The sequence below is a fragment of the Citrobacter sp. CK180 genome, assembly GCF_030333655.1.
Taxonomy (GTDB): domain Bacteria; phylum Pseudomonadota; class Gammaproteobacteria; order Enterobacterales; family Enterobacteriaceae; genus Citrobacter_B; species Citrobacter_B koseri.
Window position 1 is genome coordinate 1 of the sequence record NZ_JAOWFM010000057.1, and the last position, 14,193, is coordinate 14,193.

General features: G+C 52.8%; 14 protein-coding genes and 1 other annotated feature. Of the genes, 8 read left to right on the top strand and 6 right to left on the bottom strand.

Annotated elements, in window-relative coordinates:
* Positions 1–195: 195 nt before the first annotated feature.
* The 3 genes from clpB to rluD all read right to left on the bottom strand — a co-directional run bounded on the left by clpB (position 196) and on the right by rluD (position 4,607).
* Entirely contained in the window at positions 196–2,769 is a 2,574-nt protein-coding gene (clpB, locus tag OGV50_RS22250; protein ID WP_024130844.1) for an ATP-dependent chaperone ClpB, read from the bottom strand.
* Positions 2,770–2,898: 129 nt separating this feature from the next.
* Entirely contained in the window at positions 2,899–3,630 is a 732-nt protein-coding gene (gene yfiH, locus OGV50_RS22255; RefSeq protein WP_200092824.1) for a purine nucleoside phosphorylase YfiH, read from the bottom strand.
* Positions 3,627–4,607 carry a 23S rRNA pseudouridine(1911/1915/1917) synthase RluD gene (gene rluD, locus OGV50_RS22260; RefSeq protein ID WP_047461899.1) on the bottom strand — a complete coding sequence of 327 codons (981 nt, stop codon included), beginning with the start codon at positions 4,605–4,607 and terminating at the stop codon, positions 3,627–3,629. Before rluD ends, yfiH begins: the two co-directional genes overlap by 4 nt.
* Positions 4,608–4,738: 131 nt before the next feature.
* Between rluD and bamD the strand changes: the two genes are divergently transcribed.
* The 4 genes from bamD to pheA all read left to right on the top strand — a co-directional run bounded on the left by bamD (position 4,739) and on the right by pheA (position 7,495).
* Positions 4,739–5,476, top strand: a complete 738-nt coding sequence (gene bamD, locus OGV50_RS22265; protein WP_012134683.1) for an outer membrane protein assembly factor BamD — start codon at positions 4,739–4,741, stop codon at positions 5,474–5,476.
* A gap of 270 nt (positions 5,477–5,746) precedes the next feature.
* Positions 5,747–6,085 carry a ribosome-associated translation inhibitor RaiA gene (gene raiA / locus OGV50_RS22270; protein WP_024130845.1) on the top strand — a complete coding sequence of 113 codons (339 nt, stop codon included), beginning with the start codon at positions 5,747–5,749 and terminating at the stop codon, positions 6,083–6,085.
* A 102-nt stretch (positions 6,086–6,187) separates the two neighbouring features.
* Positions 6,188–6,312, top strand: a sequence feature (Phe leader region).
* Positions 6,189–6,236, top strand: a complete 48-nt coding sequence (gene pheL / locus OGV50_RS22275) for a pheA operon leader peptide PheL (protein WP_101706155.1) — start codon at positions 6,189–6,191, stop codon at positions 6,234–6,236. Its footprint overlaps the feature before it by 48 nt.
* A gap of 22 nt (positions 6,313–6,334) precedes the next feature.
* A complete protein-coding gene (gene pheA / locus OGV50_RS22280; RefSeq protein ID WP_047461896.1) occupies positions 6,335–7,495 on the top strand; it encodes a bifunctional chorismate mutase/prephenate dehydratase in 1,161 nt (386 codons plus the stop codon).
* 101 nt (positions 7,496–7,596) lie between these two features.
* On the opposite strand, the gene tyrA is transcribed toward pheA, so the two are convergent.
* Both tyrA and aroF read right to left on the bottom strand, forming a co-directional pair.
* A complete protein-coding gene (tyrA, locus tag OGV50_RS22285; RefSeq protein WP_047461893.1) occupies positions 7,597–8,718 on the bottom strand; it encodes a bifunctional chorismate mutase/prephenate dehydrogenase in 1,122 nt (373 codons plus the stop codon).
* A 10-nt stretch (positions 8,719–8,728) separates the two neighbouring features.
* Complete coding sequence (gene aroF / locus OGV50_RS22290) at positions 8,729–9,799, bottom strand: 3-deoxy-7-phosphoheptulonate synthase AroF (protein ID WP_047461890.1); 1,071 nt, start codon at positions 9,797–9,799, stop codon at positions 8,729–8,731.
* 215 nt (positions 9,800–10,014) lie between these two features.
* On the opposite strand from aroF, the gene OGV50_RS22295 reads away from it, so the two are divergent.
* The 4 genes from OGV50_RS22295 to OGV50_RS22310 all read left to right on the top strand — a co-directional run bounded on the left by OGV50_RS22295 (position 10,015) and on the right by OGV50_RS22310 (position 12,777).
* Positions 10,015–10,389 carry a DUF2799 domain-containing protein gene (locus tag OGV50_RS22295; protein ID WP_047461887.1) on the top strand — a complete coding sequence of 125 codons (375 nt, stop codon included), beginning with the start codon at positions 10,015–10,017 and terminating at the stop codon, positions 10,387–10,389.
* A 157-nt stretch (positions 10,390–10,546) separates the two neighbouring features.
* Positions 10,547–11,065, top strand: a complete 519-nt coding sequence (gene yfiR / locus OGV50_RS22300) for a regulatory sequestration protein YfiR (RefSeq protein WP_047461885.1) — start codon at positions 10,547–10,549, stop codon at positions 11,063–11,065.
* Entirely contained in the window at positions 11,058–12,281 is a 1,224-nt protein-coding gene (gene dgcN / locus OGV50_RS22305; RefSeq protein ID WP_047461882.1) for a diguanylate cyclase DgcN/YfiN, read from the top strand. Before yfiR ends, dgcN begins: the two co-directional genes overlap by 8 nt.
* A gap of 13 nt (positions 12,282–12,294) precedes the next feature.
* Positions 12,295–12,777 carry an OmpA family protein gene (locus OGV50_RS22310; protein ID WP_047461881.1) on the top strand — a complete coding sequence of 161 codons (483 nt, stop codon included), beginning with the start codon at positions 12,295–12,297 and terminating at the stop codon, positions 12,775–12,777.
* A 2-nt stretch (positions 12,778–12,779) separates the two neighbouring features.
* Here OGV50_RS22310 and OGV50_RS22315 read toward each other — a convergent pair whose 3' ends face one another.
* Complete coding sequence (locus OGV50_RS22315; protein WP_047461878.1) at positions 12,780–14,138, bottom strand: PepSY-associated TM helix domain-containing protein; 1,359 nt, start codon at positions 14,136–14,138, stop codon at positions 12,780–12,782.
* Positions 14,139–14,193: the final 55 nt, after the last annotated feature.

Consider the following 14,193-nt stretch of genomic DNA (forward strand, 5'->3'; position numbering starts at 1 on the left):
ACCCGGCGGCCTGTGTGCCGTTGTTCCGTGTCAGTGGAGGCGCATTATAGGGAGTTATTCCGGCCTGACAAGGGGAAATTAGAAAAAACTTATCAACCGTTCGTTTTTTGGACGTTTTGCATATCACCCTTTTATTTTTGCCTGGTTTTTAAACAAAAACGAGCCCGAATGGGCCCGTTTTTTATTATTTGTGACTTACTGCACTGCCACAATGCGATCGTCATTCGCCTCCAGACGAATCGCTTTACCCGGAATCAGCTCACCAGACAAGATTTGCTGCGCCAGCGGGTTTTCAATCTGCTGCTGAATTGCACGTTTCAATGGACGCGCCCCGTAAACCGGATCGTAACCATTCGCGCTCAGCAATTTCAGCGCATCATCAGAGATATGGATTTCATACCCGCGCTCTTCCAGACGTTTGTACAGACGTTGCAACTGGATCTGTGCAATAGAAGCGATATGTTTTTCACCCAACGGATGGAATACCACGACTTCATCTATACGGTTAATGAATTCCGGGCGGAAGTTGTGGCTGACCACACCAAGCACCAGTTCTTTCATATGGCCGTAATCCAGCTCACCGAAACGCTCCTGGATCAGATCGGAACCGAGGTTTGAGGTCATAATGACAACCGTGTTGCGGAAGTCGACCGTTCTCCCTTGCCCGTCCGTCAGACGGCCATCATCCAGCACCTGCAACAGAATGTTGAATACATCAGGATGCGCTTTCTCAACTTCGTCCAGCAGTATGACGGAATAAGGACGACGACGTACCGCTTCCGTCAGATAACCGCCCTCTTCATAACCCACATATCCCGGAGGCGCGCCAACCAGACGAGACACGGAGTGTTTTTCCATGAACTCAGACATGTCGATACGCACCATCGCGTCATCGCTATCAAACATAAAGTTTGCCAGTGCCTTGCACAGTTCGGTTTTACCTACCCCGGTCGGCCCAAGGAACAGGAACGAACCAATTGGACGATTCGGGTCGGCCAGTCCCGCACGGCTACGGCGAATGGCATTCGATACCGCTTCAACGGCCTCATTCTGCCCAATCACGCGGCTGTGTAATTCCTGCTCCATACGCAGCAGTTTTTCACGTTCGCCTTCAAGCATTCTGGCAACCGGAATCCCCGTCCACCGCGCCAGCACTTCAGCTATTTCCGCATCCGTCACTTTATTGCGTAACAGACGCATGGTTTTACCTTCAGATTGAGTCGCCGCTTCCAGCTGTTTTTCCAGCTCGGGGATTTTGCCGTACTGAAGTTCAGACATCCGCGCCAGATCGCCCACACGACGCGCCTGTTCGATGGCGATTTTCGCCTGCTCCAGCTCAGCCTTAATGGTCTGCGTACCGGACAGAGAGGCTTTCTCTGCTTTCCACTCTTCTTCTAATTCAGAGTACTGGCGTTCTTTATCATCCAGTTCCTCGTTGAGCATATCGAGGCGTTTTTTGCTCGCCTCATCAGACTCTTTCATTAACGCCTGCTGTTCCAGCTTGAGCTGAATAATACGGCGGTCGAGCCTGTCCAGTTCTTCCGGCTTGGAGTCAATCTGCATACGGATGCTGGATGCAGCTTCATCGATCAGGTCGATGGCTTTATCCGGCAACTGGCGATCGGAAATGTAGCGGTGAGATAAGGTTGCCGCCGCCACAATCGCTGGGTCAGTAATCTGCACATGGTGGTGCAGCTCATAACGTTCTTTAAGACCACGCAGAATAGCGATGGTATCTTCCACAGACGGTTCCGCGACGAACACTTTCTGGAAACGACGTTCCAGCGCCGCATCTTTTTCAATGTACTGGCGATATTCGTCCAGCGTCGTGGCGCCCACACAGTGCAGTTCTCCACGCGCCAGCGCCGGTTTCAGCATGTTCCCGGCATCCATTGCGCCGTCGGCTTTACCCGCGCCGACCATCGTGTGTAATTCATCGATAAACAGGATGACGTTGCCTTCCTGTTTGGCGAGATCGTTCAGCACGCCTTTCAGACGCTCTTCAAACTCACCGCGATACTTCGCCCCGGCCACCAGCGCGCCCATATCCAGCGCCAGTACGCGGCGGCCTTTCAGCCCTTCCGGCACTTCGCCATTAATGATTCGCTGCGCCAGCCCTTCGACAATCGCCGTTTTACCGACCCCCGGTTCACCAATTAATACCGGGTTGTTTTTAGTACGGCGTTGCAGTACCTGAATGGTACGGCGAATTTCTTCATCACGACCAATCACCGGATCGAGCTTGCCCTGCTCCGCGCGCTCGGTCAGGTCGACGGTATATTTTTGCAAGGCCTGACGTTGGTCTTCAGCCCCTTGATCGTTCACGCTTTCACCTCCGCGCATTTGTTCAACTGCCTGAGTGATATTGGCGGTGGTCGCCCCGGCCGATTTCAGTAGGTCGGTCAGCGTGCCGCGAGACTCAAGCGCAGCCAGAACGAACAGTTCCGACGAAATAAAGTTGTCCCCACGTTTTTGCGCCAGCTTGTCGCAAAGATTCAGTACACGCACCAGATCCTGAGACGGCTGTACGTCGCCGCCGGTGCCTTCCACCTGCGGTAAACGGCTCAGCGCCTGATCAATACTCGTGCGTAACTGGCCAGCATTAATGCCAGCGGACGTTAATAAAGGACGTACCGATCCCCCTTCCTGATTCAGTAAGGCGCTCATTAAATGAAGAGGTTCGATGAATTGGTTGTCGTGCCCCAGTGCGAGCGACTGGGCATCGGCAAGAGCAAGCTGGAATTTATTAGTAAGACGATCCAGACGCATAACTCCTCCCATAACAGGTCAAAATTGCTACTGGAGATTAAATGAGGTCATCCCTCAATTATTCAAGGTGAATGACCTGAATTATGTGAAAAGAAAATTACACGTACCGGATCGTCTTGATTCTTTAGGTTATATCAGCCAAATAAAACTTGCCATACGACCTGTGATCTTGTCGCGACGATAAGAGAAGAAAGTCTCACTTTCGCTGTAAGTACAGCGATCGCCGCCATAGACGCTTTCAACTCCCACATTCGCCAGACGTTGATGCGCAAGCTGATAAATATCCGCCAGATATTTTTCGCCGCGCGCCTGAAATGCGCTGCTCGCCTTCGCATCTTTTGCGATAAACGCTTCACGCACTTCAGCCCCCACTTCAAAAGCAGCAGGGCCAATAGCCGGACCCAGCCAGGCGATAATGTTTTCAGGTTTATCGGCAAAGCAGGCGACCGTCTCTTCCAGCACACCTTCACATAATCCGCGCCAGCCCGCATGAGCCGCCGCCACTTCCGTTCCCGCGCGATTACAAAATAACACGGGCAAACAGTCCGCCGTCATCACCGCGCAAACGGTACCGGGGGTATTGCTGTACGACGCATCCGCACGTTTGGATGCATAAGGCTCGCCGGTGAGTTTCAGCACGTCCTTGCCATGCACCTGTTCAAGCCAGACGGGTTTTGACGGCAAATTGCCCGCAGCAAAGAGTCTCTTGCGATTCTCTTCCACATGTTCCGGGTTATCGCCGCAATGGGCGCCCAGATTCAGAGAATCGTAAGGCGGTAAGCTGACACCGCCTGTACGTACAGAACTACAGGCTGCAACCCCCTCCGGGATTGGCCACTGCGGAACAATTAGCTTACTCATAGCCAGTCTACATCATCCTTATGTTCTTCGAAGTCAGCGCGCATCACGTCAATCAGCTCCACCATATCCTGCGGAATCGGCGCATGCCACTCCATTTCAATACCGGAAATCGGATGGTAAAGACGCAGCATCGTCGCGTGCAGCGCCTGGCGATCAAACTGACGCAACGTGGAGATAAACGCTTCCGATGCCCCCTTCGGTGGACGCGGACGACCGCCATACACCTGATCGCCCACCAGCGGATGCGTGATATGCGCCATGTGCACGCGGATCTGGTGCGTACGTCCGGTTTCCAGACGCAACCGCAGACGCGTATGCACACGGAAATGTTCCATGATGCGGTAGTGAGTCACCGCAGGTTTCCCCATTGGATGCACTGACATATGGGTTCGTTTGGTCGGGTGACGGCTGATCGGTTCATCTACCGTACCGCCCGCCGTCATATGTCCGATCGCGACCGCTTCATACTCACGGGTGATTTCACGCAGCTGCAAAGACTCCACCAGTCGCGTTTGCGCCGGAACCGTTTTCGCCACCACCATCAGACCTGTGGTGTCTTTATCCAGACGATGCACAATACCCGCGCGCGGTACGTCAGCAATCGGCGGGTAGTAATGCAACAGCGCGTTCAGTACCGTACCATCAGGATTACCGGCGCCAGGGTGAACCACTAAATCGCGCGGTTTGTTGATGACAAGGATATCGTCATCTTCGTAGACGATATCCAGCGGGATATCCTGCGGCTCAAAGCGGATCTCTTCGTCGATTTCCGCGTTAATGGAAACCTGTTCGCCGCCCAATACTTTTTCTTTCGGTTTATCGCAAAGTTTACCGTTGACCAGCACGCGCCGATCGAGAATCCATTCTTTTATGCGCGAACGTGAATAATCCGGGAACATTTCGGCCAAAGCCTGATCTAAGCGTTGACCGAGTTGGTTTTCGGATACCGTTGCGGTGAGTTGTACTCGTTGTGCCATATACAGCTTCTTCGTTTAACGTTGGGTTTTACGGCTTTGCCGTTTAATATAGTGTGCTATTGTAGCTGGTCTTAACCGGGAGCAGGAACAGAGAATCTCCCGTAAAACATTTTGAGGAAAGTCAAAACGTCATGACGCGCATGAAATATCTGGTGGCAGCAGCCACGTTGAGCCTGTTTTTGGCGGGTTGCTCTGGTTCAAAGGAAGAGGTGCCCGATAATCCGCCTAACGAAATCTACGCGACTGCCCAGCAAAAGCTGCAGGACGGTAACTGGAAACAGGCAATAACGCAATTGGAAGCGTTGGATAACCGTTATCCATTTGGACCGTATTCTCAGCAGGTGCAGTTGGATCTGATCTACGCCTACTACAAAAACGCCGATCTGCCGTTAGCTCAGGCCGCCATCGATCGTTTTATTCGCCTCAATCCGACGCACCCGAATATTGATTATGTCATGTATATGCGCGGTCTGACCAATATGGCGCTGGATGACAGCGCGCTGCAAGGTTTCTTCGGCGTCGATCGTAGCGATCGCGATCCGCAGCACGCCCGAGCTGCATTCAATGATTTCTCAAAGCTGGTGCGTAGCTATCCGAACAGCCAGTACACGACCGACGCCACCAAACGTCTGGTCTTCCTGAAAGATCGTCTGGCGAAGTATGAATACTCCGTTGCCGACTACTACACCGCTCGCGGCGCATGGGTTGCCGTGGTAAACCGTGTGGAAGGTATGCTGCGCGACTTCCCGGATACGCAGGCGACGCGCGACGCTCTGCCGCTGATGGAAAACGCTTATCGTCAGATGCAGATGACGACTCAGGCTGACAAAGTGGCGAAAATTATCGCCGCCAATGGTCGCAACACCTGATTGCGTACTGAACGCAAAACGGCAGCCCGAAGGCTGCCGTTTTTTTATCCATTTTACGCTGTTGCTGAAGCGGTTTCAGTACAACGCATCCCGTCAAATATGGCCCCCTTTCAGCTATTCCTCAAGTAAAAAATCCGTTGTTCCTGCGATAACTCACAAAAAGGCTTCCTTGACAAAAAGTGACAAAATAATGTGATTTAAATCACGCTTTTTGACATTGGGAACGGTATGCTGGAATCACCAAGACGGGAAAGACAAGAGGTAAAATTTATGACAATGAACATTACCAGTAAACAAATGGAAATTACTCCGGCAATACGCCAGCATGTCGCAGACCGTCTCGCCAAACTAGAAAAATGGCAAACTCACCTGATTAATCCACATATCATTCTGTCTAAGGAGCCACAGGGTTTCATCGCTGATGCCACCATCAATACCCCGAACGGACATCTGGTCGCCAGCGCAAAACACGAAGATATGTACGCCGCCATTAACGATTTGATCAACAAGCTGGAACGGCAGCTCAATAAAGTGCAGCACAAAGGCGAAGCCCGTCGTGCCACAACTTCAGTAAAAGACGCCAACTTCGTCGAAGCAGAAGAAGAGTAGTCCCTTACATTGAGTGTATCGCCAACGCGCCTTCGGGCGCGTTTTTTGTTGACAGGATTAAAACAGTACGGGTACTTTACTGAAGTCGCTCAAGGAAACTGACATGAAACTTATCCCGTTCTTCTTCGCATTCTTTTTTACCTTCCCCTGAATGGGAGGCGTTTCGTCGTGTGAAAAAGAATGCGAAGACGAACAATAAGGCCTCCCACACGGGAGGCCTTTTTTATTGATAACAAGAAAGGCAACACTATGACATCGGAAAACCCGTTACTGGCGCTGCGAGAGAAAATAAGCGCTCTGGATGTAAAATTACTGGCCTTACTGGCGGAGCGTCGTGAACTGGCCGTTGAAGTCGGGAAAGCGAAGCTGCTTTCTCATCGCCCGGTGCGTGATATCGACCGCGAGCGCGACCTGCTGGACAGGCTGATCGCGCTTGGCAAAACCCATCATCTGGACGCGCACTATATTACTCGCCTGTTCCAGCTCATCATTGAAGATTCCGTCCTTACCCAGCAGGCGCTGTTGCAGCAACATCTGAACAAAATTAACCCGCATTCAGCGCGTATTGCCTTTCTTGGACCAAAAGGGTCGTACTCGCACCTCGCTGCGCGTCAGTATGCCGCCCGCCACTTTGAACAGTTTATTGAAAGCGGCTGCGCAAAATTCGCTGATATCTTTAATCAGGTCGAAACCGGGCAAGCGGACTACGCCGTCGTGCCGATTGAGAACACCAGTTCAGGCGCGATCAACGACGTCTACGATCTGTTGCAGCACACCAGCCTCTCTATCGTGGGCGAGATGACCATTACCATCGACCATTGCGTGCTGGTTTCAGGGACGACCGATTTAAACACCATTGAGACGGTCTACAGCCACCCGCAGCCGTTCCAGCAGTGCAGTAAATTCCTTAACCGCTATCCGCACTGGAAGATTGAGTACACTGAAAGCACCTCTGCGGCGATGGAAAAAGTGGCGCAGGCGAACTCTCCACGCGTGGCGGCACTGGGTAGCGAAGCCGGTGGCGTGCTGCATGGGCTACAGGTGCTGGAACGAATCGAAGCCAACCAGACGCAGAATATTACCCGTTTCGTGGTGCTGGCGCGCAAAGCCGTCAATGTTTCCGACCAGGTCCCGGCGAAAACCACGCTGCTGATCGCCACGGGTCAACAGGCAGGTGCGCTGGTTGAGGCGCTGCTGGTGCTGCGCAATCACAACCTGATCATGACCAAACTGGAGTCCCGTCCGATTCACGGCAACCCGTGGGAAGAGATGTTTTATCTCGATATCCAGGCCAACCTGGAATCACCGGAGATGAAAAAAGCGCTGAAAGAGTTGGGGGAAATTACCCGCTCAATGAAGGTACTGGGCTGCTACCCCAGCGAGAACGTTGTGCCTGTCGATCCGAACTAACTGTTTGATAATGCCGGATGGCGCTACGCTTATCCGGCCTACGATTCATGCAATTTTGTAGGCCGGATAAGACGCACCAGCGTCGCCATCAGGCATCTCACTTATTGTCGGCTATCGTTCGCCTGGCGTAACAGCGTGCGACTTTCGTTCTGGAAGCGTTTGGCGTAATCACCAAACCAATGCTCAACCTTGCGGAAACTGTCGATAAAGGCCTGCTTGTCGCCCTGCTCCAGCAAACCAATCGCGTCGCCAAAACGTTTATAGTAGCGTTTGATCAGCGCCAGGTTATTTTCCGACGACATAATAATATCGGCATACAGCTGCGGGTCCTGCGCAAACAGTCGCCCAACCATCGCCAGTTCGAGACGGTAAATCGGTGACGACAGCGCCAGCAGTTGTTCCAGCTGGACATTCTCTTCCGCCAGGTGCAAACCGTAAGCGAACGTCGCAAAGTGACGCAGCGCCTGAATAAACGCCATATTCTGATCGTGCTCAACGGCGCTAATCCGATGCAGCCGCGCGCCCCACACCTGAATTTGCTCAAGGAACCACTGATACGCCTCCGGCTGACGGCCATCGCACCAGACAACCACCTGCTTTGCCAGACTGCCGCTGTCCGGGCCAAACATCGGGTGTAAGCCCAGTACCGGGCCATCGTGCGCCGCCATCATCGCCTGTAGCGGTCCGTTTTTAACCGATGCAAGATCGACCAGAATACAGTCCGCAGGCAAACGCGGTAATTTCGCGATCACCTGCTCCGTGATATGAATCGGCACACTTACGATCACCATCCCGGCATCGGCCACGATCTCCTGCGCCCGTCCCCAGTCCTGTTGCTCAAGTATGCGTACCTGGTATCCCGACAGCGTGAGCATTTTTTCAAACAAACGGCCCATCTGACCGCCGCCGCCGACGATAACCACCGGGCGCAGAGAAGGACAAAGCGTCTTAAACCCTTTGTCATTCTCACTGGAGTAAGACTCACGCATCACCCGACGCAAGACGTCTTCAATCAGATCAGGAGGAACGCCAAGCGCTTCCGCCTCCGCACGGCGCGAAGCCAGCATAGACGCTTCACGCTCAGGCACGTAAATCGGCAGCCCAAAGCGGCTTTTCACTTCACCGACTTCGGCCACCAGCTCCAGGCGCTTAGCCAGTAAATCCAGCAGCGCCTTATCCACTTCATCTATTTGATCGCGTAACGCGGTCAACTCAGCAACCATAACCAACCTCTTATGCTACACGCGCCACCAGTTGGCCGTTCAGGTCCTGATGAATTTCACGCAGCAGTGCATCCGTGGCTTCCCAACTGATACACGCATCCGTAACAGACACGCCGTATTTCATTTCACTGCGCGGTTGCTCGGAGGACTGGTTGCCTTCGTGAATATTACTTTCAATCATCAAGCCAATAATGGAACGGTTGCCGTCTTTGATCTGCGCGACCACAGACTCTGCCACGGCAGGCTGGCGACGGTAATCTTTATTCGAGTTACCATGGCTGCAATCTACCATCAGAGACGGGCGGAGTCCTGCCTGTTCCATCTCTTTTTCACACTGCGCGACATCTGCCGGGCTGTAGTTTGGCGCTTTCCCACCGCGCAGAATGACATGGCCATCCGGGTTGCCCTGCGTTTGCAGCAGAGCGACCTGCCCCGCCTGGTTGATACCGACAAAACGGTGTGACTGAGCAGCGGCACGCATGGCGTTAATCGCCGTCGCCAGGCTGCCATCCGTCCCGTTTTTAAAGCCAACGGGCATGGAAAGGCCAGAGGCCATTTCACGGTGGGTTTGGGATTCGGTCGTACGCGCGCCGATTGCCGACCAGCTAAACAGATCGCCCAGGTATTGCGGGCTGTTTGGATCTAACGCTTCCGTCGCCAGCGGCAAGCCCATGTTCACCAGTTCCACCAGAAGTTGACGCGCAATCTTCAGGCCGGTTTCCACATCAAACGAGCCATCCATATGAGGATCGTTAATCAACCCTTTCCAGCCGACAGTGGTGCGGGGTTTTTCAAAATAGACGCGCATTACCAGGTAGAGGCTATCGCTGACCTCTGCGGCAAGAGTTTTAAATCGACGTGCGTATTCCAGAGCGGTTTCAGGATCGTGGATAGAACAAGGGCCGCACACCACCAGCAGACGCGGATCGCGACCGGCGATGATGTCAGAAATTGTTTTACGTGACTGGGCGATTTGCGCCTCTTGCGACAAACTCAGCGGGAACGCCGCTTTGAGTTGTTCCGGGGTCATCAGAACCTGTTCGTCGGTAATGTGTACGTTGTTCAGCGCGTCTTTTTGCATGATGGCGATCCTGTTTAGCTCGTTTGCGATAAATGATCCTCACAGAGGATGGCGTAACGATAACATAATCGGTAAAGATTTCAATCCACATTCCGTAAATTTTACTTTACACAAGCCATTTATCTCGCAATTAACGCCATTCAAATCGTACATAAAAATTTACATCATTATATTTGCGCATCCACTATGCTTTGAAAAACACAGGAGAACAGGCAATGAAGCGTTTCGCAGGCGCCTTATTTGTTTTATTCATCAGCGGATGTCAGATCGATCCTTACACGCATGCTCCCACCTGGACCGCGACCGACTGGTATAGCGCCGGTATCGAAGATGCGATTTCAGGCGTTGCCGTCAAAGATAACGAAACACTAGCTGACGCCTGGAACGATCCTGACGTGGAGCGAACGCAATATCTTAAGGGCTACGCCGAAGGCCAGCGAAAAACCTGCCAGTTAAACTTTGTCCACGCCCGAGGACTGGCCGGGAAAACATTTCCCGCCAGTTGCGACACGGTTGAAAACGCCCGTCAATTGCATGATGCCTGGCAAAAAGGCGCAGACGAAGGTGTTCGCTCAATGCGGCTAAATTAATTAAGACCTTACCAATAAATAAGTATGGGATTTAACTTAAGGAAATACCATTAATCGGCATGGTGTAATGACTGACAGGCAAAATAATGTTATTTTGCTGCAAACAATCACGGATGTATTTTGATGCTTTTTGACTGACGCTGGTGGGCACCTGTTTATGAGCTTTTCTCACCGACTCATACTCCTGCTAACGCTATTACTGGCAGGATTACCACTGTATGCTCAGGGCATCACAGAAGAAGCGAAATCTGTACGCTCAATCGTTTCCGGTATCGTCAGCTATACACGCTGGCCTGCATTATCTGGCCCTCCACGGCTATGTATTTTCGCCTCGTCTCGTTTTGCCGATGTGCTGAACGACAACAGCGCCAGGTCATTACCTTATCTGCCCGTCATCATCCGCACGGAGCAGGAAGCTCTGACAGCCCGTTGCGATGGCTTTTATTTCGGCAGTGAATCTCCGGCGTATCAGGTAGAATTAACGAATAAATATCCGTCTAAGGCATTGTTATTAATTGCCGAACAAAATACTGAATGCATTATTGGCAGCGCATTTTGTCTGATCATAAACAATGATGAAGTCAGATTTTCCGTAAATCTGGATTCCCTGTCACGCAGTGGCGTAAGAGTGAACCCCGACGTATTGATGCTTGCACGGAATCAAAAGCATGGATAAGGATTTTTTCCCTACAACGCGCCCGACCTTTAAGCGTACATTACGCCGGATCAACATGATCAGCGTACTGGTCACCATGCTGCTGATCTGGCTGCTGCTTTGCGTCGCCTCTGTCCTGACGCTGAAACAATATGCGCAAAAAAATCTGGATCTGACTGCCGCGACAATGACCCATAGTCTTGAGGCCGCATTGGTGTTTTCCGATGGCGTCGCCGCGACAGAAACGCTGGCCGCGCTGGGGCGCCAGGGGCAGTTCTCGGCCGCAGAGGTTCGCGATAAAAACCAGAAGGTGATCGCCTCCTGGTACTATGACGTACAAGCGTCGGACGATAAGCTCAATGGCCTGATCAGCCAGTGGCTTTTCCCGCTGCCGGTGACTCAGCCCGTCTGGCACAATGGCAAAATTATCGGCGAGGTCTGCCTGACCGCGCGCGACAGCTTGATTGGTCATTTTATCTGGCTCTCGCTGGCGGTTCTTACCGGGTGTATTTTGCTCGCATCCGGCATTGCGTTAATGCTCACGCGTTATTTGCATAATGGCGTGGTGGACGCGCTGCAAAACATCACCGATGTGGTACATGATGTACGCACGAACCGTAACTTTTCACGTCGCGTTTCTGAGGAACGCATTGAAGAGTTCCATCTTTTTGCTCAGGATTTCAACAGCCTGCTGGATGAGATGGAAGAGTGGCAACTGCGGCTACAGGCTAAAAACGCCCAGCTTTTGCGTACCGCGCTGCACGACCCCCTTACTGGTCTTGCTAATCGTGCCGCCTTTCGTAACAGCATAACCGAGTTGATGAACGACAGCTCCGCCCGTAGCTGTTCGGCGCTGCTATTTCTGGACGGCGATAACTTCAAATTCATTAACGATACATGGGGGCATGCCGCAGGAGATCGCGTTTTGATCGAGGTCGCCCGGCGACTGGCGGAGTTTGGCGGCAATCACCACCAGCCATATCGACTTGGCGGAGATGAATTCGCCATGGTGCTTTACAACGTGCATTCGGAGTACGAAGTTAAACGCATTTGTTCGGCATTATCGCAAGAATTTAATCGCCCCTTTGATCTGCATAACGGGCATCTGGCGAGTATGACGCTGAGTATTGGTTTCGCGCTGACGTGGGAACATGCTTCCGCAGAAAAATTACAAGAGTTGGCCGATCGTAATATGTATCAGGCCAAACATCAGCGTTCTGAACGTTCAATTAAATAACAGGAATAGATATATGCTAAAGCGACTTTTCTCCCCGATCATTCTGATAGCGTTGATTCTGGCGGGTTGCCAGACGCCGCAGGGGAAATTTACGCCCGAACAAGTTGCGGCAATGAAATCCTATGGATTTACTGAATCAGCAGGCGACTGGTCTCTGGGGCTGTCTGACAACATTTTATTTGATAAAAACGACTATAAGTTACGCCCGGAAAGCCAGCAGCAAATCCGTGAGATGGCCTCCAGGCTGGCAGCCACCGGGCTGAAACATGCCCGTATGGATGGCCATACTGACAACTACGGCGAAGACAGTTATAACGAGGCATTGTCGCTCAAGCGCGCCAATGTGGTTGCTGACGCCTGGGCCGAAGGTGCCAACATCCCACGCGGCAATCTGACGACACAGGGTTTAGGTAAAAAACACCCGGTCGCCAGCAATCAGAGCGCGAAAGGTCGTGCTGAAAACCGCCGCGTTGCCGTCGTCATCAGCACGCCGTAATGTTAGTCAACTGGCTGCGCAAGGGCGGCGCGAGACGTGCTGAACCAGCGCAGCCAGTCGATAACGATAAATACCAGCAGACTGCCTCCCAGCACCGGCATCGCCATCCCCAGGGCGGCAGCCAGCACCAGAACCCCGCACCTTCCCGGCCAACCTAACGTAAGCCAACACTGCATCAGCGTTTGCGCCGGGTTAACGCCTGACCTGGCCGGTCGGCGAATCCACCACAGACGGTAGCCGATAATAATCATCAGGCAAAGCCCGATGCCGAAGGCGATCAGCAGTAACTGATTTGGCAGACCAAACAGTATGCCCATATGGAAATCGACGCCCCAGCGCGTCAGCTTTGCCATAAGCGGAAAGTCAGCAAAATGCGTCCGGTCGATAACATGCAGGGTTGCGGCGTCTACTGATACCGCATCAACCTGTGTCGGCCAGCGGCGATCAATTTCAGTTACCGTCCAGCCATGTTGCGCATCTTTGGCCGGACGAATCTCCAGCTTTTTAGCATCAATTCCCGCCGCCTGCGCCGTATGCAGAACCGCATCAAACTGGCTGACATCCATATGCATAACCGGCATTTCCTGCCCGGCATGATGCTCGGCATGTTCATCAGCAGGGCGTTCGTCGCCATAAAGCTGCGTATTCACCTGCGGCGTCAGCCAGCCAAAAGCCGCACGCATTTTATCCACGTTGCCTCCGGCCCACTGGGACCAGGTTAAACCGGTTGCCGAGAACAGCAGCATCCCCGCCAGCAATAACCACCCCAGCATTACGTGTAAACGCCGGTTATTTTGCACCCGATTATTCAGCCGACGTTTTGGTCGGGTGAAATACCAGAGCATAATGCCGCCAGTCGCCGCAACCCACATCCAGGAGGCCGCCAGCTCGCTGTAAATTCGCCCGATATCCCCCAATAGCAAAGAGCGGTGAGCATAATCAATCCACTGACGCAGGGGCAAAATGCCACTGGTGCCATAGACCGTCATATCGCCTTTCACCGCCAGCGTCACTGGATCGATGAAAATCGCCCGGTTCTCGGAAGCGGCAAGTCCGGGGTCGGCAAACATCACCCGCGTCGTTGCGCCCTCTTCAAGAGCGGGACGAACGGCATGCAGTCGTAAATGCCCTCCCGTCACCTGTTGGGCAACGGCGATTTGCGCCGCCAGCGGTTGCCGCTCTCCTTGCCCTGTGCCCTGTAGCGCCGGTGCATAGAGCGCCTCTTCCAGTTGCGGCGTCGCAACGTAGAGCGTACCGGTTAAGGCCGCCACAAAGATAAATGGCCCGACAAACAGACCTGTGTAGAAATGAAAACGTCGCAGCAGGGTTATCCATGCCGCGCGCGGAGTGCAGGTTGTCATACTTTTCCTCAGAGAAAGCACACATGTGTCGTGACGCTTATGCGCACAAACGTAT

Bases quoted from the DNA above. Each gene is read 5' to 3' on its own strand.
- OGV50_RS22310 (WP_047461881.1), top strand. From the start codon at position 12,295: ATGCTAAAGCGACTTTTCTCCCCGATCATTCTGATAGCGTTGATTCTG.
- clpB (WP_024130844.1), bottom strand. From the start codon at position 2,769: ATGCGTCTGGATCGTCTTACTAATAAATTCCAGCTTGCTCTTGCCGAT.
- yfiR (WP_047461885.1), top strand. From the start codon at position 10,547: ATGAGCTTTTCTCACCGACTCATACTCCTGCTAACGCTATTACTGGCA.
- bamD (WP_012134683.1), top strand. From the start codon at position 4,739: ATGACGCGCATGAAATATCTGGTGGCAGCAGCCACGTTGAGCCTGTTT.
- OGV50_RS22315 (WP_047461878.1), bottom strand. From the start codon at position 14,138: ATGACAACCTGCACTCCGCGCGCGGCATGGATAACCCTGCTGCGACGT.
- rluD (WP_047461899.1), bottom strand. From the start codon at position 4,607: ATGGCACAACGAGTACAACTCACCGCAACGGTATCCGAAAACCAACTC.
- pheA (WP_047461896.1), top strand. From the start codon at position 6,335: ATGACATCGGAAAACCCGTTACTGGCGCTGCGAGAGAAAATAAGCGCT.
- aroF (WP_047461890.1), bottom strand. From the start codon at position 9,799: ATGCAAAAAGACGCGCTGAACAACGTACACATTACCGACGAACAGGTT.
- raiA (WP_024130845.1), top strand. From the start codon at position 5,747: ATGACAATGAACATTACCAGTAAACAAATGGAAATTACTCCGGCAATA.
- tyrA (WP_047461893.1), bottom strand. From the start codon at position 8,718: ATGGTTGCTGAGTTGACCGCGTTACGCGATCAAATAGATGAAGTGGAT.
- OGV50_RS22295 (WP_047461887.1), top strand. From the start codon at position 10,015: ATGAAGCGTTTCGCAGGCGCCTTATTTGTTTTATTCATCAGCGGATGT.
- yfiH (WP_200092824.1), bottom strand. From the start codon at position 3,630: ATGAGTAAGCTAATTGTTCCGCAGTGGCCAATCCCGGAGGGGGTTGCA.
- dgcN (WP_047461882.1), top strand. From the start codon at position 11,058: ATGGATAAGGATTTTTTCCCTACAACGCGCCCGACCTTTAAGCGTACA.